The organism is Nonomuraea sp. B12E4 (assembly GCF_039871825.1).
GTDB lineage: Bacteria > Actinomycetota > Actinomycetes > Streptosporangiales > Streptosporangiaceae > Nonomuraea.
This window is the reverse complement of the sequence record NZ_JBDPME010000033.1, coordinates 12,083-32,088: the sequence shown is the minus strand read 5'-3', so window position 1 is coordinate 32,088 and position 20,006 is coordinate 12,083. Positions and strand designations below refer to the sequence as shown.

At 71.4% G+C, this 20,006-nt stretch carries 17 protein-coding genes and 1 pseudogene; 8 read left to right on the top strand and 10 right to left on the bottom strand.

Annotated elements, in window-relative coordinates; translation table 11 throughout:
• The first annotated feature begins 1 nt into the window (after window position 1).
• Genes ABGB18_RS42365 through ABGB18_RS42355 form a run of 3 tightly spaced genes read left to right on the top strand, consistent with a single transcriptional unit; the run spans window position 2 to window position 2,523 of the window.
• Window positions 2-1,453 (top strand): aldehyde dehydrogenase family protein, encoded by a 1,452-nt coding sequence (locus ABGB18_RS42365; protein WP_347701415.1) that lies wholly within the window; start codon window positions 2-4, stop codon window positions 1,451-1,453.
• A gap of 34 nt (window positions 1,454-1,487) precedes the next feature.
• Complete coding sequence (locus ABGB18_RS42360) at window positions 1,488-1,682, top strand: hypothetical protein (protein ID WP_347701338.1); 195 nt, start codon at window positions 1,488-1,490, stop codon at window positions 1,680-1,682.
• Window positions 1,675-2,523 carry an aldehyde dehydrogenase family protein gene (locus ABGB18_RS42355; RefSeq protein ID WP_347701337.1) on the top strand — a complete coding sequence of 283 codons (849 nt, stop codon included), beginning with the start codon at window positions 1,675-1,677 and terminating at the stop codon, window positions 2,521-2,523. Before ABGB18_RS42360 ends, ABGB18_RS42355 begins: the two co-directional genes overlap by 8 nt.
• 9 nt (window positions 2,524-2,532) lie before the next feature.
• On the opposite strand, the gene ABGB18_RS42350 is transcribed toward ABGB18_RS42355, so the two are convergent.
• From ABGB18_RS42350 to ABGB18_RS42330, 5 genes are all read right to left on the bottom strand, one after another.
• Entirely contained in the window at window positions 2,533-3,834 is a 1,302-nt protein-coding gene (locus tag ABGB18_RS42350) for an FAD-binding oxidoreductase (protein WP_347701336.1), read from the bottom strand.
• An 83-nt stretch (window positions 3,835-3,917) separates the two neighbouring features.
• The gene (locus ABGB18_RS42345) at window positions 3,918-5,360 is read right to left on the bottom strand and encodes an amidase (RefSeq protein WP_347701335.1); all 1,443 of its coding nucleotides are present in this window, start codon (window positions 5,358-5,360) and stop codon (window positions 3,918-3,920) included.
• A gap of 71 nt (window positions 5,361-5,431) precedes the next feature.
• Entirely contained in the window at window positions 5,432-6,109 is a 678-nt protein-coding gene (locus ABGB18_RS42340; RefSeq protein ID WP_347701334.1) for a hypothetical protein, read from the bottom strand.
• A gap of 60 nt (window positions 6,110-6,169) precedes the next feature.
• Window positions 6,170-8,758: an ATP-dependent helicase HrpB gene (hrpB, locus tag ABGB18_RS42335; protein WP_347701333.1), complete on the bottom strand. Its 2,589-nt coding sequence runs from the start codon at window positions 8,756-8,758 to the stop codon at window positions 6,170-6,172.
• 21 nt (window positions 8,759-8,779) lie between these two features.
• The gene (locus tag ABGB18_RS42330) at window positions 8,780-9,115 is read right to left on the bottom strand and encodes a metalloregulator ArsR/SmtB family transcription factor (RefSeq protein ID WP_347701332.1); all 336 of its coding nucleotides are present in this window, start codon (window positions 9,113-9,115) and stop codon (window positions 8,780-8,782) included.
• An 87-nt stretch (window positions 9,116-9,202) separates the two neighbouring features.
• Here ABGB18_RS42330 and ABGB18_RS42325 point away from each other — a divergent pair, with 87 nt between their 5' ends.
• The gene (locus ABGB18_RS42325) at window positions 9,203-10,351 is read left to right on the top strand and encodes an MFS transporter (RefSeq protein ID WP_347701331.1); all 1,149 of its coding nucleotides are present in this window, start codon (window positions 9,203-9,205) and stop codon (window positions 10,349-10,351) included.
• Between the two features lie 30 nt (window positions 10,352-10,381).
• Here the strand turns inward: ABGB18_RS42325 and ABGB18_RS42320 are convergent, their stop codons facing one another.
• A complete protein-coding gene (locus tag ABGB18_RS42320; RefSeq protein WP_347701330.1) occupies window positions 10,382-11,212 on the bottom strand; it encodes an undecaprenyl-diphosphate phosphatase in 831 nt (276 codons plus the stop codon).
• Window positions 11,213-11,426: 214 nt separating this feature from the next.
• On the opposite strand from ABGB18_RS42320, the gene ABGB18_RS42315 reads away from it, so the two are divergent.
• Complete coding sequence (locus tag ABGB18_RS42315; protein ID WP_347701329.1) at window positions 11,427-11,585, top strand: hypothetical protein; 159 nt, start codon at window positions 11,427-11,429, stop codon at window positions 11,583-11,585.
• 61 nt (window positions 11,586-11,646) lie between these two features.
• On the opposite strand, the gene ABGB18_RS42310 is transcribed toward ABGB18_RS42315, so the two are convergent.
• Window positions 11,647-12,456, bottom strand: a complete 810-nt coding sequence (locus tag ABGB18_RS42310) for an NmrA family transcriptional regulator (protein ID WP_347701328.1) — start codon at window positions 12,454-12,456, stop codon at window positions 11,647-11,649.
• Window positions 12,457-12,594: 138 nt separating this feature from the next.
• Between ABGB18_RS42310 and ABGB18_RS42305 the strand changes: the two are divergent.
• From ABGB18_RS42305 to ABGB18_RS42295, 3 genes and pseudogenes are all read left to right on the top strand, one after another.
• Window positions 12,595-12,780 (top strand): annotated as a pseudogene (locus ABGB18_RS42305) (helix-turn-helix transcriptional regulator); the annotation flags it as partial.
• Window positions 12,777-13,283 carry an HAD domain-containing protein gene (locus tag ABGB18_RS42300; protein WP_347701327.1) on the top strand — a complete coding sequence of 169 codons (507 nt, stop codon included), beginning with the start codon at window positions 12,777-12,779 and terminating at the stop codon, window positions 13,281-13,283. The pseudogene ABGB18_RS42305 and the gene ABGB18_RS42300, both read left to right, overlap by 4 nt.
• A gap of 64 nt (window positions 13,284-13,347) precedes the next feature.
• The gene (locus tag ABGB18_RS42295) at window positions 13,348-13,539 is read left to right on the top strand and encodes a PspC domain-containing protein (protein WP_347701326.1); all 192 of its coding nucleotides are present in this window, start codon (window positions 13,348-13,350) and stop codon (window positions 13,537-13,539) included.
• 52 nt (window positions 13,540-13,591) lie between these two features.
• Here ABGB18_RS42295 and ABGB18_RS42290 read toward each other — a convergent pair whose 3' ends face one another.
• From ABGB18_RS42290 to ABGB18_RS42280, 3 genes are all read right to left on the bottom strand, one after another.
• The gene (locus tag ABGB18_RS42290; RefSeq protein ID WP_347701325.1) at window positions 13,592-15,301 is read right to left on the bottom strand and encodes a thiamine pyrophosphate-binding protein; all 1,710 of its coding nucleotides are present in this window, start codon (window positions 15,299-15,301) and stop codon (window positions 13,592-13,594) included.
• Between the two features lie 123 nt (window positions 15,302-15,424).
• Window positions 15,425-16,798 carry a hypothetical protein gene (locus ABGB18_RS42285; RefSeq protein WP_347701324.1) on the bottom strand — a complete coding sequence of 458 codons (1,374 nt, stop codon included), beginning with the start codon at window positions 16,796-16,798 and terminating at the stop codon, window positions 15,425-15,427.
• 11 nt (window positions 16,799-16,809) lie between these two features.
• Complete coding sequence (locus tag ABGB18_RS42280; protein WP_347701323.1) at window positions 16,810-19,701, bottom strand: peroxidase family protein; 2,892 nt, start codon at window positions 19,699-19,701, stop codon at window positions 16,810-16,812.
• Between the last annotated feature and the right edge of the window lie 305 nt (window positions 19,702-20,006).

Here is a 20,006-nt window from a genome sequence, read left to right as displayed (position 1 = left end):
GATGGCGATCTTCGAGTACGCGCCCGCGCCCGAGTCCCGTGACGTCGTCGACCTCCAGCCGTCGTACGGGCTGTTCATCGACGGCGAGTTCGTGGACGGTTCGGGGCCGGCGTTCAAGACGATCAACCCGGCGACCGAGGAGACCCTCGCCGAGGTCGCCACCGCCACCGCTGAAGACGTGGACCGCGCCGTGCGGGCCGCGCGCAAGGCGTTCGGCGGGTGGAGCGGCCTGCCGGGGGCGGAGCGGGCCAAATACCTGTTCCGGATCGCGCGGATCATCCAGGAGCGCTCCCGCGAGCTGGCCGTGCTGGAGTCGCTGGACAACGGCAAGCCGATCCGGGAGGCGCGCGACGTGGACCTGCCGCTGGTGGCGGCGCACTTCTTCTACTACGCGGGCTGGGCCGACAAGCTCGCCTATGCTGGGTTCGGCCGGAGGACGACAGGTGGGCACAGCGGTGACAGGCCGCTGGGCGTGGCGGGGCAGGTGATCCCGTGGAACTTCCCGCTGATGATGCTGGCCTGGAAGATCGCCCCGGCGCTGGCCTGCGGCAACACGGTGGTGCTCAAGCCGGCCGAGACCACGCCGCTGACGGCGCTGCTGTTCGCCGACATCTGCCGGCAGGCCGATCTGCCGCCCGGGGTGGTCAACATCGTCACCGGCGCGGGCGAGACCGGCGCGGCGGTGGTGGCCCACCCCGACGTGAACAAGGTGGCCTTCACCGGCTCGACCGAGGTCGGCCGGCTCATCGCGCGGGCGGTGGCGGGCACCGGCAAGAAGCTCACCCTGGAGCTGGGCGGCAAGGCGGCCAACATCGTCTTCGACGACGCCGCCATCGACCAGGCGGTTGAGGGCATCGTCAACGGCATCTTCTTCAACCAGGGCCACGTGTGCTGCGCCGGGTCCCGGCTGCTGGTGCAGGAGTCGGTCCAGGAGGAGCTGCTCGACGCGCTCAAGCGGCGGCTCGGCACGCTCCGGCTCGGTGACCCGCTGGACAAGAACACCGACATCGGCGCGATCAACTCCGCCGCCCAACTGGCGAAGATCCGCGAGCTGTCCGACCTCGGCGAGAGTGAGGGCGCGCAGCGCTGGTCCCCGGCGTGCGAGCTGCCGAGCAAGGGCTTCTGGTTCCCGCCGACGGTGTTCACGCAGGTGGCGCAGTCGCATCGGATCGCCACGGAGGAGATCTTCGGGCCGGTGCTGTCGGTGCTGACCTTCCGCACCCCGGCCGAGGCGGTGGAGAAGGCCAACAACACCCCGTACGGGCTGTCGGCCGGGATCTGGACCGAGAAGGGCTCGCGCATCCTGTGGATGGCCGACAAGCTGCGGGCCGGGGTGGTGTGGGCCAACACGTTCAACAAGTTCGACCCGGCTTCCCCGTTCGGCGGCTACAAGGAGTCCGGCTACGGCCGCGAGGGCGGATTGCTCGGATTGGAGGCGTACCTCGATGTCTGAGCGAGGAGATGGCTCGGGCCGGTGGCATGTCTCGATGTGTGAGCAGCTCCGGACCCGCCGCCGGGGACGGCGGGCGCAGGCCACCCGCGGCCATGCCTTCGCCCGGGCCGGACGGCCCGTCCGCCAGGGCTGGTACGCGCACCGCTGCGGCGTGAGCCGGTGCGGGCAGGTCTTCGTGCCGGTCGAGATGACGCAGGAGTCCACGTGGAGAGGACGGGGCGATGAGTAGGTTGTCCGTCAGAAAGACCTACAAGCTGTATATCGGCGGGGCGTTCCCGCGCTCCGAGAGCGGGAGGTCCTACCCCGTGACCTCGTCCAAGGGCGAATTCCTGGCCAACGCCTCGCAGGCGTCTCGCAAGGACGTCCGCGACGCCGTGGTGGCCGCGCGCAAGGCGTTCCCCGGCTGGTCGGGCGCCACCCCCTACAACCGGGGGCAGGTGATCTACCGGGTCGCCGAGATGCTGGAGGGGCGGCGCGCCCAGTTCGCCGAGGAGCTCGGCGGCGGCAAGCGGGCGGCGCTGGAGCAGGTGGACGCCACGGTGGACCGGCTGGTCTGGTACGCGGGGTGGTCGGACAAGATCGCGGCCGTGCACGGGGCGGCCAATCCGGTGGCGGGCCCGTACTTCAACCTGTCCTCGCCCGAGCCGACCGGCGTGGTGGCCGTGGTGGCGCCCGCCGATCCGCTGCTCGGGCTGGTGTCCGTGGTTGCGCCGGTGATCGTCACCGGCAACACCTGCGTCGTGGTCGCCTCCGAGCCGGCGCCGCTGGCCGCGATCACGCTGGCCGAGGTGCTGGCGACCTCCGACCTGCCCGGCGGGGTGGTCAACGTGCTCACCGGGCGGCAGGCCGAGCTGGCGCCCTGGCTGGCGGCGCACATGGACGTCAACGGGCTCGACCTGACCGGGGTCGGGGACGCGGACCTGGCGTTGCGGTGCGAGCAGGAGGCGGCGGAGAACCTCAAGCGGGTCCTGCGGCCGGCCGCGTCGGACGACTGGACGGCCGACCCGGGGACCGGCCGGATGACCAGGTTCCTGGAGACCAAGACGGTCTGGCACCCGGTCGGCATCTGAGCGTCCCGATCAGGCGGGCTGGGCCCGGAAGAGGTGCGTGGGGTCCCACTGGGCCTTGAGCGTGATCAGGCGTTCGAGGTCGGCGGGCTCGTAGGCTCTGCGCACCTCCTCCGGTGTGGCGTTCTCGCCATAGAGGAAGTTGAGCACCCGGCCGCCGGTGGCCCACGGGGTCAGCGCCCGCCTGACCTGGTCGTGCGCGAGGCGCAGCGGCCGCGTGTCGGTGCCGGGCGCGAGGCCGGGGGTCAGCAGGCCCGCGAAGTAGAGCGCGTCCCGGTTGCCGACCGAGTTGGGGTGCGACTGCGGCTTCGACAGCGCGCCGCCGAGGTGGCGGAGCTCGACCACGCTGTCGTCCGCGCCGAGCAGCACGTCCAGGGAGGCCGGCGGCAGCTCGCGCAGCAGGGAGTGTGTGGCGAAGTACCCGGCCGGGTGCGTGGGATCGTTGTGGATGGTGTCCGAGGCGGTGTAGGGCATCTCGGCCACCGTGTCCACCAGCCGGGGACCGATCGCGCGCAACGGGCGTACCAGGGTCGCGCCCTCCTCCGGCTCGCCCGCGTACGCGATGCGGATGTGCGCCACCCGGCGGCCGCGGAACGGGGCGGGCACCTGCGGCCGGTCCGGGAAGGGGATGATCGCGATCGACGACGTCATCTCCTCCGGCAGCGCGGCCGTCCAGTCCGCCCAGGTGCGCAGGGCGTCCGCCACGAGGCCGGTGTCGAAGTAGAGGCCGCCACCGAACAGGCGCTCGACCGGGACGAGGCCGATCTCCAGCGCGGTCACCACGCCGAAGCTGCCCCGCCCGCCGGCCAGCGCCCAGTACAGGTCGGGGTCGCTCTCGGGGGTGACGTGACGGGAACGGGCGTCGGCGGTCACCACGTCGATGGCCCTGACCTGGTCGGCGGCGTAGCCGTGGCGCCTGGCCAGCAGGCCGATGCCGCCGCCGAGGGTGTAGGAGACCGCGCCGACGGCCGGGGAGGAGCCGGACAGCGGGGCCAGGCGGTGGCGGGCCGCCGCCTCGATGACCTGCTCCCAGCGCGTGCCGGCCTCGATTCTGGCGGTGGCGGTGGCGGGGTCGACGGTGACGCCGTTCATCCTGCCCGTGGTGATGAGCAGGCCGCCGGGGGTGGTGCGGGGCAGGCCGTGGCCGGTGGCCTGGACGGCGACGGGCAGGCCGGCGTCGGCGGCGCGGGCCACGGCCAGGCGCACGTCGTGGGGGGTCCCGGCGGGGACGATCAGATCCGGTTCGTACGGGTCGAGGAGCTGGAAACCGGCGCGCTCGCCGTCGTAATCAGGGTGGGTTTTGTCCAGTAGCACCTTTCCAGCGTGTCGGCCAGGCCTCCCATACGTCAAAGAGATAGTCCTACTGGAAGCTAGAAGCCTCGGTTATGGCTGGAGTCTCAGAACGAGAACCCCGGCGGGCGCAGTGGCGGATGGGCGTCCTGGAGCTGGGCGGCCAGGCCGAGCAGGTGGGGCTCGCCGCCGGGCGGGGCGATGAGCTGCACGCCGATGGGCAACGCGCTGGAGTGCGTGGCCATGGGGACGGTGATCGCGGGCCAGCCGCACATGTTCCAGGCTCCGGTGGCGGGGGCGTACCGGATGTTGGTCAGGGCGTTGTGCAGGAAGCCGCGCTCGCCCCAGCGCTCGGCCCTGGGCGGGATGGCCGCCAGGGCCGGTGTGATCAGCGCGTCGGCGTCGCCGAACCACTGGTCGGCGCCGAACGCGCGCCAGCGTTCCCGGCCGCGGGCGCCGTCCAGCTTGAGCGCGCCGAGCACCCTCCCCGCGCGTCCCAGCCCGCGTGAGCGGCGTTCGAGCCGGCCCGCGGGCAGGCCCCGAACCGAGCTCGCGGCCTGGGCGAGCCAGGCGGCGACCGCGGCGGGGCCGAGCCAGGCGGGCAGCCTGCGGCCGTGCTCGACGATCGTGTGACCGGCCAGCCGCAGCGTCTCCGCGGCCGCGCGCACCGCGGCCTGGAACTCCCTGTCCATGGGCAGGCCGGCGGGCAGCGGCTGAGGCACGTAGGCCACCCGCAGGTCGAACGGCTCCGGGCCGCCGGGCGGCGGACGCGGCTCCCACACCTCGTCGTCGTCCGCCCAGACCGAGCGCAACATGGCCGGGCGCGGCTCTACCCGCCGGCCGCTCCGCCACGCCTCCGCCAGCGCCGGGTCGGAGGCCAGTACGGACAGCGCCAGCGCCAGGTCGGCCGCCGTCCTGGCCATCGGGCCGTTCTCGGCCAACTGGTCCCAGTCGTCGGTCGGGGCCGGGACCAGGCCGGTGCCGGGTTTGATGGCCAGCACGCCGCAGCAGGCCGCCGGGATGCGCAGCGAGCCCATGCCGTCGTTGCCCAGCGCGAGCGGCACCATGCCCGCCGCCACGGCCGCGGCGCTGCCGGACGACGAGCCGCCGGGTGTGCGCGCGGGGTCCCAGGGGTTGCGGACGATGCCGTACGGGCTGTCGCCGAACGCGACCAGCCCCAGCTCGGGCAGGTTGGTGAGGCCGACGACCACCGCGCCGGCGGCGCGCAGCCGCGCCACCGTCTCGTGGTCCTTCCGCGCGGGCGTGCCGGCGGTGGCGGCCGAGCCGCCGCGGGTGGCCTCGCCCTCGACCTCCAGGTTGTCCTTCACCGCCACGGGTACGCCGGCCAGGGGCAGCTCCGCCAGGTCGCGTCGCTTCCGCAGGGCGTGCGCCTCGTCCACGGCCTGTCCTCTGACCAGCCGGAACGCCCCGATCCCTGAATCCCGCTCCGAGATGGCGTGAAGATGCTCCTCGACCACGGTCACGGCGGTCACCTCGCCCCGCCGGACGGCCGTGGCGATCTCGACAGCGGACCTGCCTGCCCACAACATGACTAGAGTGTGCAGGTTTTCACACTTCGTGGCGAGCATCTGAACGATCTCTCACAGCCGGGGGCACCCGCTTATGAGCGGAGCCACACGCGCAGGGGGCCGATCGTGGCGAAGCCCTGCTTCATGGCCGGTTCCGGGTCCGTCTCGTAGCCGACCAGCGGGCGGCCGGGGAACAGGCCGGCCGCCAGCGCCACGGTGCCGGACCAGGCGGCGTCCAGGTCGCAGCCCGAGGCGTGGACGTTGGAGACGCCGACGACCCGGCCGCTCGCGTTCAGCATCGAGCCGCACACGATGTCGCCCTCGATCCGGCCGCACAGCGGTGTGGCTTCGGCGAGCAGCCCCGGCAGGAACAGGTCCCGCATCCCGCCGGAGAAGCACGCCTCCTCCCAGGCGCGCAGGGCGGCCGCGTCCTCGACGACCTCCCAGGTGATCGGGTCGCCCGTGGCCGCCGGTGCCGGCGTGCCTCCCGGGGCGGGGTGGTGGATCCAGGTCGCCTCGAACAGCACGTCGAAGCCCGGCAGGTCGAGTGTGGCGAAGCTGTCCTTGACCGAGGCGCCGGAGGCTTGGTCGATGCGGTTCAGCACGTCCGCCGCGGTCGCGGCGGGGGAGAGGGTGACGGCGTCGGGGTAGAGGGGCGGGGTTCTGGCGGGGTTCGTCCAGGTCAGGTCGGTGAATGTGCCGGGAGTCCCGTGCGTGCGGCACATCAGGTCACACCACTCGGCGTTGTTGCGGGCCGCCTCGGCGATCATCACTGGCTCCGTTTCACGCGACGCGGTTGATGGTGCCGCTCTTACACGGCGGGTGGGCCGTCAGGGGGTTCTCGGCTTCGTGCGGCGGGTGGGCTGGGCGGTCAGGGGGTTCTCCGGCCAGGGGTGCTTGGGGTAGCGGCCGCGCAGCTCCGCGCGTACGGAACGGTAGCCGTCACGCCAGAACGACGCCAGGTCCGCGGTCACGGCCACCGGCCTGCCCGCGGGGGAGAGCAGGTGCACCAGCACCGGCACGCCGGCGATCTCGGGCGTCTCCACCCAGCCGAACAGCTCCTGGAGCTTCACCGCCAGCACCGGCTGCTCGTTCGTGTAGTCCAGGCGGATGTGGGAGCCGCTGGGCACCTCGATGCGCTCCGGGGCGGTTCTGTCCAGGCGCTCGCTCCACGGGATCAGCCGCCGGAGCGCGCCGGCCACGTCGATGCGCTCCAGGTCGGCCCGGCGGCGGGCGCGCGACAACTCCGGCTCCAGCCACTGGTCGGCCAGGCCGACGAGAGAGTCCATCGAGGGCCAGGGGTCGCCGAGCGCGCGGTGGCAGAAGGCCAGCCGGGCTTTGAGGTCCTTGGCCTGCTTCGTCCAGGTCAGGATGTCTTCGGTGCGCAGGCCGTACAGGATGGCCGGGCGTACGTCGGCGTCCTTGAGCGGGGTGGCGGACAGCTCGATCGCGCCGAGCCGCTCGACCCGGCGGGCGGACACGTCGCCGCGGCGCTCGCCCGGGGGGACACGCCAGGCGATCTCGTCCTCGGTGGTGACCGGGTGGGCCAGCCTGGCGGTCTCCTCGTCGATGGCGACGGCCTGCCTGATCCGGGCCGAGGCCGACCCCGCCGGCCGGTCCGCCACGGCGATGGCCAGCCAGTCCGCCGTCCGCAGCTTGGCGCCGTCGGCGAGCTGGGCCTGGGTGCCGGAGGCCATCAGGTAGCCGCCGCCGCGCCGCCGGGCCACCCGCTCGGGGAACGCCAGCGCCACGACCATCCCGGCCAGGGCATCGTCCGTCCTGTCCCGTCCGTCGTCCGGCCGGGGCTGGCTGTGCTCCCGGCCCTGGACGGGCCTTTGGTCGTGGCCCTGACGGGGCTTTCGTTCGCGGTCTTGGAGGGGCTTTTGGTCGCGGTCCTGGAGGGCGGTGCGGCGCAGGCGGTTGGTCTCCTGGCGCCAGCGGGCCGCGAAGCCGGTGCCGCCGCGGCGGGCCGTACGCCAGACCTCCACCAGGTCGTCGCCCGCGTCCCGAGGCAGTTGCTCCGACAGCAGGGCCACCACCTCGGCGGCCCGCGGGCCGAGGTCCAGCAGGGCCCGGGCCAGGCGGGGGTGCACGCCCGCGAGCGCCATCCGCCGCCCGCGCCCGGTCACCCGGGAGGAGTCCAGCGCGCCGAGGTCCCGCAGGGTACGGGTGGCGGCGGACATCGCGGCGGCCGGCGGCGGGTCCAGCAGGGCCAGGTCCGCGGCGTCCGGCACGCCCCAGCAGGCCGCCTGCAACGCGAACCCGGTCAGGTCCGCGAGCGCGATCTCCGGTCGGGTGTGGTCGGCCAGGCGCTCGTGCTCGGCGGCGGACCAGCAGCGGTAGACCGTGCCCGGCGCCTGCCTGCCCGCCCGGCCCGCGCGCTGGCCGGCCGCCGCCTTGGAGACCCTGACCGTGGTGAGCGAGCCGAGGCCGCGGGCGTGGTCGGTACGCGGCTCGCGGGCCAGCCCGGAGTCCACCACCACGCGGACCCCGGGGACGGTCAGGCTGGACTCGGCCACCGACGTGGCCAGCACCACCCGGCGGGCCGCGCCGGGGGCCAGCACGGCATCCTGGACGTGGGCCGGGGCCTGACCGTGGACCTGGAGCACCTCCACGGTCCCCGCCAGCATGCCCGCCACCTTGGCGATCTCGCCCACGCCCGGCAGGAAGCACAGCACGTCGCCGTCGCGTTCCGCGAGCGCGTGGCGTACCACCGAGGCCACGTGGGACAGCAACGCGGGATCGACCCGCAGGCCGTGCGGTGGGGCGACCGGACGGGCGGGCGGGGCCCAGATCGTCTCCACGGGATGCGTCGCGCCGGTCGTCGCCACGACGGGGCCGCCGAGCAGGCGGGACCAGGGCTCGGCGTCGGCGGTGGCGGAGGTGGCCAGCAGGCGCAGGTCGGGGCGGAGTGTGTCGCGTACGTCGAGCAGGAACGCCAGCGCCGTGTCCGCGTCCAGGTGGCGCTCATGGCACTCGTCGAGCATCACCGCGTCCACCCCGGCCAGCTCCTGGTCCCGCTGGAGGCGTTGCAGGAGCACGCCGGTGGTGACGACCTCGACCATGGGGTTCGCGCCGGTGTGGTGTTCGCCGCGGATGCTGTAGCTCACGCCCATCCGCCGGGCCGCGGCGCGTACGGCCAGCCGGCGCGGCTCGGCCACCAGCACGCGCATCCCGGCCTCGGCCAGGGCGAGCGGCACGACCGTCGTCTTGCCGGTGCCGGGCGGGGCGGTCAGCACCGCCGTGCCGTGCCGGTGGAGCACGTCGAGCAACTCGGGCAGGACCTGGTGAATCGGCAGCGTCTCCCCAGGCCGGGACTCCCCAGGCCGGGAGCTCCCAGGCCGGGGATTTCCTGGCTGGCGGGCGCCAGGCAGGGCGTCGTCGGGCATCAGGCCGTCGGGCATCAGGTCGTCGGGCATCAGACAGAGGAATCCGGCGGGTCAGAGCGGCGCCAGGGCTCCGGCGGTCGGGTGGGTGGCCGCCAGGATCGAGTCGAGCAGGCCGGGGAAGCGGGCGTCGAGGTCGTCGCGGCGCAGGCTGATGTAGATGATCCTGCCCTCCTGCTTGGAGACGATCACTCCGGCCGCGCGCAGCGTCCGGTAGTGGTGCGAGGCGGTCGACTTGTGCACGCCGAGGTGGTCGCCCGCGTTCCCACACGTCATCTCGCCGCACGCGGAAAGCCGCGCGACGATCTCCAGGCGCACGGGATCGGCCAACGCCCGCAGGACCTCCGTGAGCTCGATGTCCTCCGTGGCGGGGTGCGGTAGCAGGCGCATACGTAGCACCCTACCTCCGTCCCATTGTTTGACAATAATCCAACCATGCGACAGTTTGATGAGCGTCCAACCTTTGACGGAGGCTCCATGAGTTCGCGGCTCTACCCTCTCGCTGCCGGAAATTTCGCTGTCGGCACCGGGATGTTCGTGACGGCTGGGCTGCTGGCCCCCATCTCCGCGGATCTGCGGATCTCCACGTCCGCGGCCGGGCAGTTGATGACCGTGTTCGCGCTGGCGTACGCGGTGTTGTCCCCCTTGCTCGCCGCCGTGACCGCGCGCCTGTCGAGGCGGAACCTGTTGCTGCTGGCCCTGGGCGTGTTCGTGGTGGGTAACGTCCTGACGGCGCTGGCGCCGACGTACCCGCTGGTCATGGCGACCCGGGTGATCGCGGCGGCGGGAGCGGCCATGTTCACGCCCACCGCGTCGGGAGTGGCGACCGCGCTGACCTCGCCCGATCACCGGGGGCGCGCGCTGGCGCTGGTGATGGGCGGGTTGTCCGTGTCGTCGGCGATCGGGGTGCCGGTGGGGACCTGGCTGGGCTCGGCCTCCGGGTGGCGGGCGACGATCTGGCTGGTGGTGGGGCTCGGCGTGGTCGGGTTCGCCGGGGTCGCGGCCATGGTGCCCGAGGTGCGGGTCCAGATGTCGGGGCGGCTGCGCGAGCGGTTCGCGCCGCTGGGTGACCGGCGGATGCTGGCGGTGCTGGTGACGCAGTTGCTGATGTTCGGGGGCGGGTTCGCCGCCTACACCTACATCGGGTCGCTGTTCGACCTGCCGCTGCCCGCGCTGCTGTGGGCGTGGGGGATCGGCGGCATCGTGGGCAACCAGCTCGGCGGGCGCTTCACCGACACGTACGGGCCACGGCGGATGGTGCTGATCGGCCTGGCCGCGGCCACGGTGTTCATGGCCCTCATCCCGGTGGCGAACCTGTCGCTGCCGATCGCCCTGGTGTGGGCGTTCCTGTGGGGCGGGCTCGGCTGGCTGGTGGCGCCCGCACAGCAGGTCAGGACGGTCGCGGAGGTGCCCGGCAACGTACCGATCGGGCTGGGGCTGCTGTCGTCCGCACAGTACATCGGCCTGTTCGTGGCGGGGCTCGCGGGCGGCGCGGCCCTCGACTGGTACGGCCGGGCAGGCGTGATCGTCCTGGCCACCGGCCTCGGCCTGCTGTCACTGCTGTTCACCCTGGCCACCTACCGGCCGGCCAGGGTCCCCACGCAGGAACGCGTACCCGCCGGGTAGACGCGGGGCGGACCTGGCCCCGGTCCGGCCTCAGCCCTGGTGGGGGATCCAGTCGGCGGTTACCGCGAGGATGACGAAGAAGCCCAGGACGATGCGGTAGATCACGAAGCCGGTGAAGCGGTGGTGGCTGATGAAGCGGAGGAACCAGGCGACCGCCGCGTAGCCGACGATGAAGGAGATGATCGTGGCCAGGATCGTCGGGCCCCAGTCGGGGGCCGGGCCCTCGCCGATCTGGGTCAGCTCCAGCAGGCCCGAGGACAGCACGGCGGGGATGGCCAGCAGGAAGGAGTATTTGGCGGCGTCCTCACGGCGGTAGTCGAGCAGCAGGCCGGCCGTGATGGTGCCGCCCGAGCGGGAGACGCCGGGGATCAGGGCGAGCGACTGGGCGAAGCCGTACACGATGGCGTGCGGGAAGCTCAGGTGCTTTTCGAGCGTGAGCTTGTTGCGGGCCGTGCGGTCGGCGAACCACAGGATGCAGCCGAAGACGATCAGGGTCGTGCCCACCAGCCGCAGGTCGCGGAAGACGGTCTCGATCTGGTCTTTCAGCACCAGTCCCAGCACGCCGATGGGCAGCGAGCCGACGATGATGAACCAGCCCATGCGCGCGGCCCAGTGCTGGCGCAGCTCCTTGATGAACAACGAGCGGGTCCAGGTGGAGATGATGTCCCAGATCTCCTGGCGGAAGTAGATCAGTACGGCCGTCTCCGTGCCGAGCTGGATGACCGCCGTGAACGCCGCCCCCGGATCCTCCCAGCCGACGAAAGCGGAGACCACCCGGATGTGGGCGCTGGAGGAGATGGGCAGGAACTCCGTGAGCCCCTGGATCAACCCCAGGACCACCGCTTCTAGCCAGCCGATCACGAGTACACCTTCCGAGTACGCCCGAGTGACGAGGGTGAGGCTAGCGGAAACGGGGCCCGACGGTTGCCCGGCGTGCGGCGTTCGAGTCGGTTGGGGGTGGGGGTGGGCAGGTCAGGCGGGGTGAAAGCGGAACAGGTATCTCTTTCCTGGAAACGACCGCGACAGGCCGGGCGCCCGTCCATGCCGGCCGGTCCAAGGAGAAACATTGAGCACCATGTCCCTTCCCCTCGTCGAGATCTCCGGGCCTCCGCGCGAGTGCGGCCGTCAGTACGGCGAGCAGGCGCCGCCCGATGGGTGTACGTCGTTCGCGTTGATGGCTGAGGCGTCCGGGGACGGGCACGTCTACGCGGGGGCGGACCTGGGACCGGCGTGAGGGTGCCGCCGGCACGGTGATCGTGCTCCGGGTGGTACGAGCACGACCAGGCGGCCGCTCCCTAGGGGGTCCAGGTCTTGGCGTTGGCCCTGGCGAAGTCGGTGAAGTCGCGCGCGGGCCGGCCGAGCGCCTCGTGCACGCCGTCGTTCAGGTGGGCGTTGCGGCCGTCGAGGATGTCGGTGAACATCTCCGCCAGGCCCTCGGCCTCCTCCCGCAGGGCCCCGGCCGCGACGGCGGCGGCCACGAACTCCTCCCGGGTCACCTGCAGGCTGACGATCTGCCTGCCGGTGGCTTCGGACAGCTCCCGCGCCACTTCGGCGAACGTCAGCAGTCTCGGGCCGGTCAGCTCGTACAGCTTCCCCCCGTGGCCCGGCTGGGTGAGCGCGGCCACGGCCGCGTCGGCGATGTCGTCCACGTCCAGGAACGGCTCCGGCACGTCAGCGGCGGGGATCGCGATGACGCCTTCGAGGACCTGGTCGAGCAGGTGGCCCTCACTGAAGTTCTGCATGAACCAGCTACAGCGGAGGATCGTCCACTCGGCCCCGGATTCCTGGATCGTGCGCTCGCTCGCCTGCGCCTCCGGCTCGCCCCGGCCGGACAGCAGGACCAGCCGGCGTACGCCCTTGTCCAGGGCCAGCTCGGTGAACGCCTTGATGTCGTCGTACGCGCCCGGCATGGCCAGGTCCGGGTAGTAGGAGAGGTAGGCGGCCGTGGCGCCGTCGAGGACGTCCGGCCACGTGGAGCGGTCGTCCCAGGCGAAGGCCGGGGTGGCGGAGCGGGACCCGACGCGTACGGGGACGTCGAGCGCGGTGAGTCGGTCAACGATACGGCGGCCGGTCTTGCCGGTGCCGCCCAGCACCAAAATCGTCATGTATCCAGTAAGCCGTCATAACGGCAAGACGCTCCATGGTTGAGAAGCGCAATCGCATATGCAATCGTCTAACCCATGGACCAGCTCGCGGCGCTTCTCGACGGTCCGCGAGCCCACGGCGCCTTCCTGCTCCGCTCGGTCGGGGAGCCGCCGATGTCCTTCCTCACCGACTGGCGTCTGGCGCTGGCCGCCGACCTGCTGCGGGAGCCGGACGCCACGATAGGCTCGGTGGCCAGGAAGGTCGGGTACGGCAGCCCGTTCGCGCTCAGCGCGGCCTTCAAGCGCGTACGCGGTGTCAGCCCGCAGGAACACCGGGCCGGATGAAACCTCTGCTGCTGATCGACGTGGACGGCGTGCTCAACCCGATGAGTCGGCCCGGCCCCGACTTCCGGCCCTACCGGTGCACGATCGGCACCGAGGTGTACACGGTGCACCTCAACCCCTGGCACGGCCGCCGGCTGCTCGACCTGGCCCTCACGACCGGGTCGGAGCTGGTGTGGGCGACCACCTGGGAGGAGCACGCCAACGATTGGATCGCTCCCAGGATCGGCCTGCCCGCGCTGCCCGTCATCCCCATGAGACCGGAGGATCCCAGCGAGTTCGGGGAGACGTTCAAGACCCCGCACGTGGCGGCGTATGCGGGGCGGCGGCCGTTCGTGTGGTTCGACGACCAGGTGTGGGCGGAAGACGAGGAGTATCTCAGGGTCCATCGGGGTTTGACGGACTTCCTGCTCATCCACGTCGACCCGAGAAGTGGACTGACCAGCCGACATCTGGGCATGGCACATGAGTGGCTGACCCTTACAGGGTTTTCTCAGGGTTCCTGACGGGAGTTCCACGGCCCGGCCACCCGTTCCTACAGGTAGCTGGAAACCACACGGAGGGGACATCATGTACCGCTCACGAGAGCACAGGATCCTGGCGGGAGTCTGCGGGGGCATCGCCGACAAGCTGGGCCTGCCGCCCACGCTGGTCCGGATCCTCTGGGCGCTCTTGTCGCTCATTCCCGGACCGCTCTGGGTCGTCTACGTCATCATGTGGATCCTGATCCCGAACGAGCCGTCGGGACACAAGGCGGCCTAAGGGGCTTGCCGGTGCGGGGCGGCTTGGCGCCGCCCCACCCGGGCCGCGCGGATCAGTCGCAGCGGAGGCGCTTTTCGATGGTCTCGACCAGGCCGGCGATCACGCCGTCCGGCGAGGGGCTGTAGTGCGGGACGGCCCATCGGGTGATCCGGGCGTCGATGATCGTGGGCCGGCCGGAGCCCAGCGCGTTGCGGAACGCGGCCTCGAACTCCTCCAGCGTCTCCACCCGGTAGCCGTCCGCGCCGCACGCCCGCGCGTACGCGGCGAAGTCCGGGTTCTGGAACTCGACGAGCCCGCTCTCCATGTATTCCGAGAGCTGGTAGAGCTTGATCAGCTTGAATTCCTCGTCGTCGAAGATGACCCAGATGACGGGCAGGTCATGCTCGACGGCGGTCATCAGCTCGAAGCCGGACAGGGAGTAGCACCCGTCGCCACAGCCGACCACGACCGTGCGGTCAGGATGCGCGACCTTCACCCCGAGCGCGCCGTTGACGTGCCCGGCCATCGGCCCGAACGAGCCGGCCTTGCGGAAGTTCTGGCCCTCTTCGAGCTCCACGTAGTAGCCGAGCCACGCCAGGTGCGCGCCGGCGTCGGCGAGCAGGATCGCGCGTTCAGGCAGCATCCGCCCGATCGCCTGTGCGAGCTCTCCTGGGTGGATCTTCCCGGTGAGATGGACGATGTTCCTGGCCTCGTAGTCCCGGCCGTCGACCACGGCGGGCGCGACCTCGCCGACCCGCTTCTCCAGCGCGTCCACCAGGGCCGCCACCGCCGGGCGGGCGTCCGACAGGAGCGTGTGGTGAGGTTTGTACGCCTTGTGGAACTCGATCTCGGAGATGTTCACGTAGATGAGCGTCTTGCCGTTGAACAGGTCCCTGCGGTAGTTGAACGTGGCGTGCTGGTTGAGTGAGTTGCCGATGCACAGCACGACGTCGGCCTCGCGGAAGGCCTTCCAGGCGCTGGCGTGGCCGCTGTCGGCGAAGACGCCCACCGAGAGCGGGTGGCCCTCCGACACGATGCCCTTGCCGTCGAGCGTGGTCAGCAGCGGGATCTGGAGCCGCTCGATCAACCGCCTGATCTCCGCGCCCGCGCCGCTGCGGATGGCGCCGAAGCCGACCAGCGCCACGACGCGCCTGCCGTTCGCGAGGGCCTCGGCCAGCACCGAGGCGATCTCCTCCACTCGCGCCTGGTCGGGCAGCACCGAGGGGACGGCGAGCCGGATGCGCCGCTCCTCCTCGACGTCGATGCCGCGCTCGGTCAGGTCCCCGGGAACGTGGATGTGCACCGGCCCCGGCCGCCCCTCGAAGGCGATGTTGACCGCCTCCTCCAGCACGTTCCAGGTGTCGGCGGCGTTCTCCAGCAGGAAGGACTTCTTGGTCGTGGCCGCGAACATGGCCTGCGAGTCGGGTGTCCTGCTCAGGCCCGAGGTCTCGTTGAGTGAGCCCCAGCCCTGCCACTTCCTGTTGGCGTATCCCGAGATGGCCAGCACCGGGTAGGAGTCGGACAGCGCCACGGCCAGCCCGGAGAACAGGTTGAACGCCCCGGGCCCGGCCGTGGCGAAGCAGACGCCCAGCTTGTCGGTGTACATCGCGTAGCCGCAGGCCATGAACGCCGCGGCCTGCTCGTGCCGGGTGATGATGGGCCGGATCTGCCGTGAGTCCTCCAGCGCCAGCATCAGGCCGGCGGCGTTCTCCCCGGCGCCGCCGAAGGCGGCCTCCACGCCGATGTCTTCCAGCCCCTTGACGATGGCTTCGTAAACTCTCATGATCGCACCTTTCCGCGCGTCACTGGTGAGGGAGTCGCCGGTCGGGCGGCTCCCAGCCCCCGGAATCGTTCGTGCCGCCTTCCGGATCCCGCCGCGGCGCGTCAGGATCCGGAAATGCCGTCGCTACGCGTGCCACCGCGCGGAATGGCGGGCGTGCGCCTCGGTCGTGCCGTTGGTGAAGAACCGGTCGTAGTATTCGGATTCGACGTGATGCGTCTGCAGCCAGATGCCGGGCACGTGGATGGCGTCGGCGTGGGCGGGAAACCGTCCGTGCGTGGCGTGGATGTAGACGCAGATGTCGCGTACGCAGTCGATCACCTGCTGGTCGTATTCTCCGGCCTCGGCCAGATAGCGCTGCCCGAAGTCGCCCTTGTAGATGCCGGCGAACGTCTTCGCGTCGCCGTAGATGCCGCCCGGCCCGAACTTCGCCCGGACGACGCTCTCGACGGCCGCCTCCATGGAGGCGTAGTTGGGCGGGCAGGCGGCCTTGACGAGGTGCTCGCCGCCGACCCGGAGCCCGACCGGATGCGAGCGCAGGGTGGCGTATTTCGGCAGGGGGACGTGCCAGCGCAGGATGTCGGGCAGGCGGAAGCGCGGCGTGACGAAGTCGAAGCCGAGCATCCGGCCGTACGCCCGGGAGAACTTCGGGTCGCCCAGCATGATCTGCGGGTGGATCGTGGCGTGGATCCACGCGCCCAGCCCCATGGCGTCGGCGGCCAGCATCAGGTTCTGTACCAGCAGGTCGGCCTCGATCTGGGTGCGCATCGGCCCCAGGGCGCCGAGCGGCAGCTTGAGGCCGGCGTTCAGGAACCCGCCGCGCACCCACTTCCGCACGCCCGCCGGCCGGTAGAAGTTGCGGTCGTCGACGAGCGTCGGCCTGGCCCCCTCCGGCTGGGTGAGCAGGTACATCAGCGCGTTGATGTACTGGTGGGAGAGGTCGATCACGGGCAGGAAGATCGTGGTGCCCGGCAGGTTGGACAGGAAGCGGTTGGAGTCGAGGTAGGCCGGGAAGTCCCGCATTCCCTCGGCGACGTCGAGGCGGTGCGGCAGCACCTGGACCTTGGCCTGGCGGGCCCGCTCGACCAGCGTGTCCGCGTCGAAGGGCAGGCCGGGGGCGGGCTCCAGCTTGCGCAGGAAGTAGGTGCCGGTGTCGTTGATCATGAAGAAGTGGGTGCCCTGGGCGTTGTCGGGGCTGCCCGCCGTACGGCCCGTCATGTTGAGGTTGGGCTTGGCCATGATGGGGTCGCCGTTGCGCGGGTCCTCGAACGGCCGGTCCGGCATGGTGAGGCCGGAGCAGCCGGTGAGCGCGATGAGCACCGCCTCCTCCAGCTCCGTCAACGGGAGCGGCTGATGTGGCGACCGATAGCTCATCGACCCGGCGGGCACGTTGGCGCCACGGCTGACCCGGTGGGTCCGCCGCCGCCAGATGGTCTCCATCAGCGGTCTGGAGAGAAAGTCCGCCAGCCCCTCCTGCCTGGTCTCCGGCTCCACGGACATGTCGGCCTCCCTCAGCCCTGCCGGTCGGGCGTGGTCGTGCGCCAGGGGGCGAACGCGCTCGCCGTGCGTGGCAGGAAGCCCGCCAGCTCGGGGCAGTGCCGCAGGATGACGCTCTTCATCCCGTTGCGCTCGATCCAGTCCATCCCGAGGGGCGTGTAGACCTCGGGGCGGAAGTCGACCGTGAGGAACCGGTCGCTCTGCAGACGCCGGCTGGCCATGAGGATGAAGATGCGGAAGGCCGTGTCGCTGAATCCGAAGTGCTCGGGGGGATTTTCGGCGTAGAGCCCGACCATCGTGTCGATGTCGTCGACCGTCCGGTAGACGTCCTTGAGCCGGGCCAGGGTGTCGGGGTCGGAGGTGAGGTCCTCGAAGCCGCGCAGGCGCGGCTTGTGCAGGCCGGTGCGGAAGTCGTTGTAGCGCGGCACGCCGCGGCGGCGGGTGCGTACGAGGTCGACCACGGACAGGTCGATGATCTCCCCGCTCCGCTCGAACGCCTGGAGCGCGCGCGGGAAGTTACGCAGGGTGATCGCCCCGGGATGGGCGATGCCCAGCGAGTAGAGAGAGTTCGGCAGGCCGGCTCGGCGCATCAGGCGCTCGGTGGCGGCGCCCTGGATGTCGTTGAATCCGAGGGTCTCCAGTGTCCGGTCGGATCGGTGGTCGGCGATCCGGTAGTCGTCCGGGATGAGCGGGTGCATCCGGTAGACGGTGACGAAGTCCTCGGTGAGCGAGTAGGGAACGCCGTGGTGGTCGGGCATGGTCTCGGGGATGCCGGTGAGCGCGTTGGTGTCGACCAGCCACAGGCCCAGGCGGGCCAGCCAGTTTTGCGGCGGGCCCGACCAGTTGGCCGTCAGCCCGATGTCGATCAGCTCGGTCGCGAGGATCGCGGGGGTCCACTCCACCGTGTGGATCTTGGCGATGAGGGCCGAGACGACGAGCCGCGCCGTGTGGTAGACGGCGTCCTCGTCCATGCCCGGATATTCGCCGCGCAGGGCCGCGCACACGGCGTTGTGCTCGCGGGCGAAGAGGGTGTGCATGACGCTGAGCCCGAGCCACCAGTTGTCGCGGAAGCCGGTGATCGGGACGCCGTCCGGGCCGGGCACCAGGTGGCCGTCCGGCAGGTGCAGCGCCGCGCCGCCGTCCGGCTCGCGCATGGACCTGGCGACGGTCTCGTCTCCCCCGTAGACCTCCGAGCCGTCCCACCAGTGGGAGGCGGAGTTGGCGAACAGGGTCGGCGCTCCCGTGTCGTCGGCGGTCACGTCCGCGGCGAACCGCATCACTCCCTCGGCCGTGCCCCCGGGCGTGTTGACCCAGGTCATGCCGGGCGGCAGCGGCACCTCGACGCTCCGGCCGCCCGCCGGGTGGCGCTTGTGCTCGACCCAGTCGCGCACCTGGAACTGGATCCACGCGGCGGCGAGGATGTTGAGCGAGCGGGCCGGGATGAAGGTGTCGCGGTGGAGCAACTGCCTGCTGACGGTCAGCGCGTTGGGCGTGTCGAAGAGGTCGGGCCGGTGGACCGGCGGGAGGTTGCGGCCGAAGGCCGCGCCGAGCGCCCCCATCCGCGGCGCGGACAGGTCGTTGTAGGTGCCGTCGTAGGTGCGCCTGCCCCGCAGGTGCTCGTCGATGGGCGGGGCCACCGGACGGGCCTTCGGCACGGACTCGCGGACCTCGGTGTCGATGAGGTTGTCCCGGCGCAGGACGTGCCGGATGGAGTCGACGTTGAGCAGGCCGAGGTAGGTCGGCAGCCGGTCCCACGGCAGCCACCGGTTGAGGGCGTCGAACCCCTTCTCCAGCAGCTCGCCGGCGACGAGGTTGCGCTTGGGCGTGGGCGCGGCGAAGCGATATCCGTGGCGATGGGCGCTGGAGGCCTCGTAGGCGGCCTTGCGGGCGCGGTTGAGGTTGCCGAGGGGGCGGAACTCGTCGGTGGTGTGCCAGGGGTCGAAGGTGAGCTGGTCGATCCGGAGCGCGGTGGCGCGCGCCTGCGCGGTGTCGAGGTCCTGGTGCGGGATCGTCAGCGTGGCCACCGGGATGACGGGCGCCTCGGCCTCCCGCCAGTCGGCCGCGCCGTTCTCGATGGGCGTGATCCGGGAGTTCTCGTAGCGCTGGACGCACAGGTCGAAGACGACCTCCGCGCGGGCCAGCCGCGCGGTGAACTCGTGCCCGAGGTAGTCGGGGTCGCCCAGCGACGGGTGGGGCGCCGCCGGCGTGCCCGCGGCGGGGCGGAGGCGGTAGCGCACCGGGCCGGCCGGTCCCCACATGATCGCGCCGCGGCTCCAGTAGGTCTCCAGCGCGAGGCTGCGCACCGGCCGCCTGGTCGCCGCGGTCACGTTGCGCCGCATGCGTGTGGCGGTGGACCAGCCCAGCCTCCAGGGCAGCGTGACGAAGAACGCGACGCCCTTGCGCAGGGTCGAGTCGGCCCCCGCCATGGCCTGCGCGAACACCACGAACTCGCGCGCGTTCTTGGCATGGGAGACCGGATAGCTCGTCATCAGCAGGTCGTGGGTCTCCTCCGGCCCCACCTCGACCCGTAGCGCCGCGCCACGCAGGTCGGGTGCGGCGTCCGGCTGGTAACCGCCGCTCGCGTTGGACAGCCGCAGCACGGCCGGGTATTCGGCGCCGGGCTGGGCGAATCCGGTGCGCAGATCTTCCGGCAGGTCATCGCGGAACCTCAGCCGGGCGTTCTCGACCCCGACGATGCCCTTGGCGTGGAAGGCCCGATCGATGCCGGCGGCGCCGCTGCGCTCCTTGGTCTTGTGCTGGACCAGCATGAGATCGCGGGCCAGCTTTTCGAAGATCTTCCGCTCGACTTCGGGGGATCCTCCGACGTAGCGCTCGTACGGCTCGGCCTTCCGCACCTCGTGAATGGCCGGAGCCCTGCCGACATGGCGCTCTTCATGCTTGGTCATGTGAACTCCCCCTCCCGCGGCACGCTCTCGATCATTTGCGAGAGTGGTCCGGGGCCGCGGCGCCAGAAATCCCTAGCTCGTATTCCCCGAGCTCAGAGAAAGAATGCGCCCCCCGCCCGGGGAGTTATCGATTCTAGCGCGGAATTTGGCTTTCGTCCGGTTTGATGTGTCGGCGGAGGTGGGCGAATTATTCATGCGACAAATTGGATAAATGGGTGTCTTTAATATCGCGTCGCCTCAAGGGGGAATTCAAGATTATTCACGGTGCCGGGACGAGCGGGCCCCGTCCGGCCGGGCGGAGCGGG

Bases quoted from the DNA above. Each gene is read 5' to 3' on its own strand.
- ABGB18_RS42330 (WP_347701332.1), bottom strand. From the start codon at position 9,115: ATGCGCCTGCTACCGCACCCCGCCACGGAGGACATCGAGCTCACGGAG.
- ABGB18_RS42295 (WP_347701326.1), top strand. From the start codon at position 13,348: ATGTACCGCTCACGAGAGCACAGGATCCTGGCGGGAGTCTGCGGGGGC.
- ABGB18_RS42365 (WP_347701415.1), top strand. From the start codon at position 2: ATGGCGATCTTCGAGTACGCGCCCGCGCCCGAGTCCCGTGACGTCGTC.
- ABGB18_RS42325 (WP_347701331.1), top strand. From the start codon at position 9,203: ATGAGTTCGCGGCTCTACCCTCTCGCTGCCGGAAATTTCGCTGTCGGC.
- ABGB18_RS42290 (WP_347701325.1), bottom strand. From the start codon at position 15,301: ATGAGAGTTTACGAAGCCATCGTCAAGGGGCTGGAAGACATCGGCGTG.
- hrpB (WP_347701333.1), bottom strand. From the start codon at position 8,758: ATGCCCGACGACCTGATGCCCGACGGCCTGATGCCCGACGACGCCCTG.
- ABGB18_RS42285 (WP_347701324.1), bottom strand. From the start codon at position 16,798: ATGTCCGTGGAGCCGGAGACCAGGCAGGAGGGGCTGGCGGACTTTCTC.
- ABGB18_RS42340 (WP_347701334.1), bottom strand. From the start codon at position 6,109: ATGATCGCCGAGGCGGCCCGCAACAACGCCGAGTGGTGTGACCTGATG.
- ABGB18_RS42345 (WP_347701335.1), bottom strand. From the start codon at position 5,360: ATGTTGTGGGCAGGCAGGTCCGCTGTCGAGATCGCCACGGCCGTCCGG.
- ABGB18_RS42355 (WP_347701337.1), top strand. From the start codon at position 1,675: ATGAGTAGGTTGTCCGTCAGAAAGACCTACAAGCTGTATATCGGCGGG.
- ABGB18_RS42315 (WP_347701329.1), top strand. From the start codon at position 11,427: ATGTCCCTTCCCCTCGTCGAGATCTCCGGGCCTCCGCGCGAGTGCGGC.
- ABGB18_RS42360 (WP_347701338.1), top strand. From the start codon at position 1,488: ATGTGTGAGCAGCTCCGGACCCGCCGCCGGGGACGGCGGGCGCAGGCC.
- ABGB18_RS42300 (WP_347701327.1), top strand. From the start codon at position 12,777: ATGAAACCTCTGCTGCTGATCGACGTGGACGGCGTGCTCAACCCGATG.
- ABGB18_RS42280 (WP_347701323.1), bottom strand. From the start codon at position 19,701: ATGACCAAGCATGAAGAGCGCCATGTCGGCAGGGCTCCGGCCATTCAC.
- ABGB18_RS42310 (WP_347701328.1), bottom strand. From the start codon at position 12,456: ATGACGATTTTGGTGCTGGGCGGCACCGGCAAGACCGGCCGCCGTATC.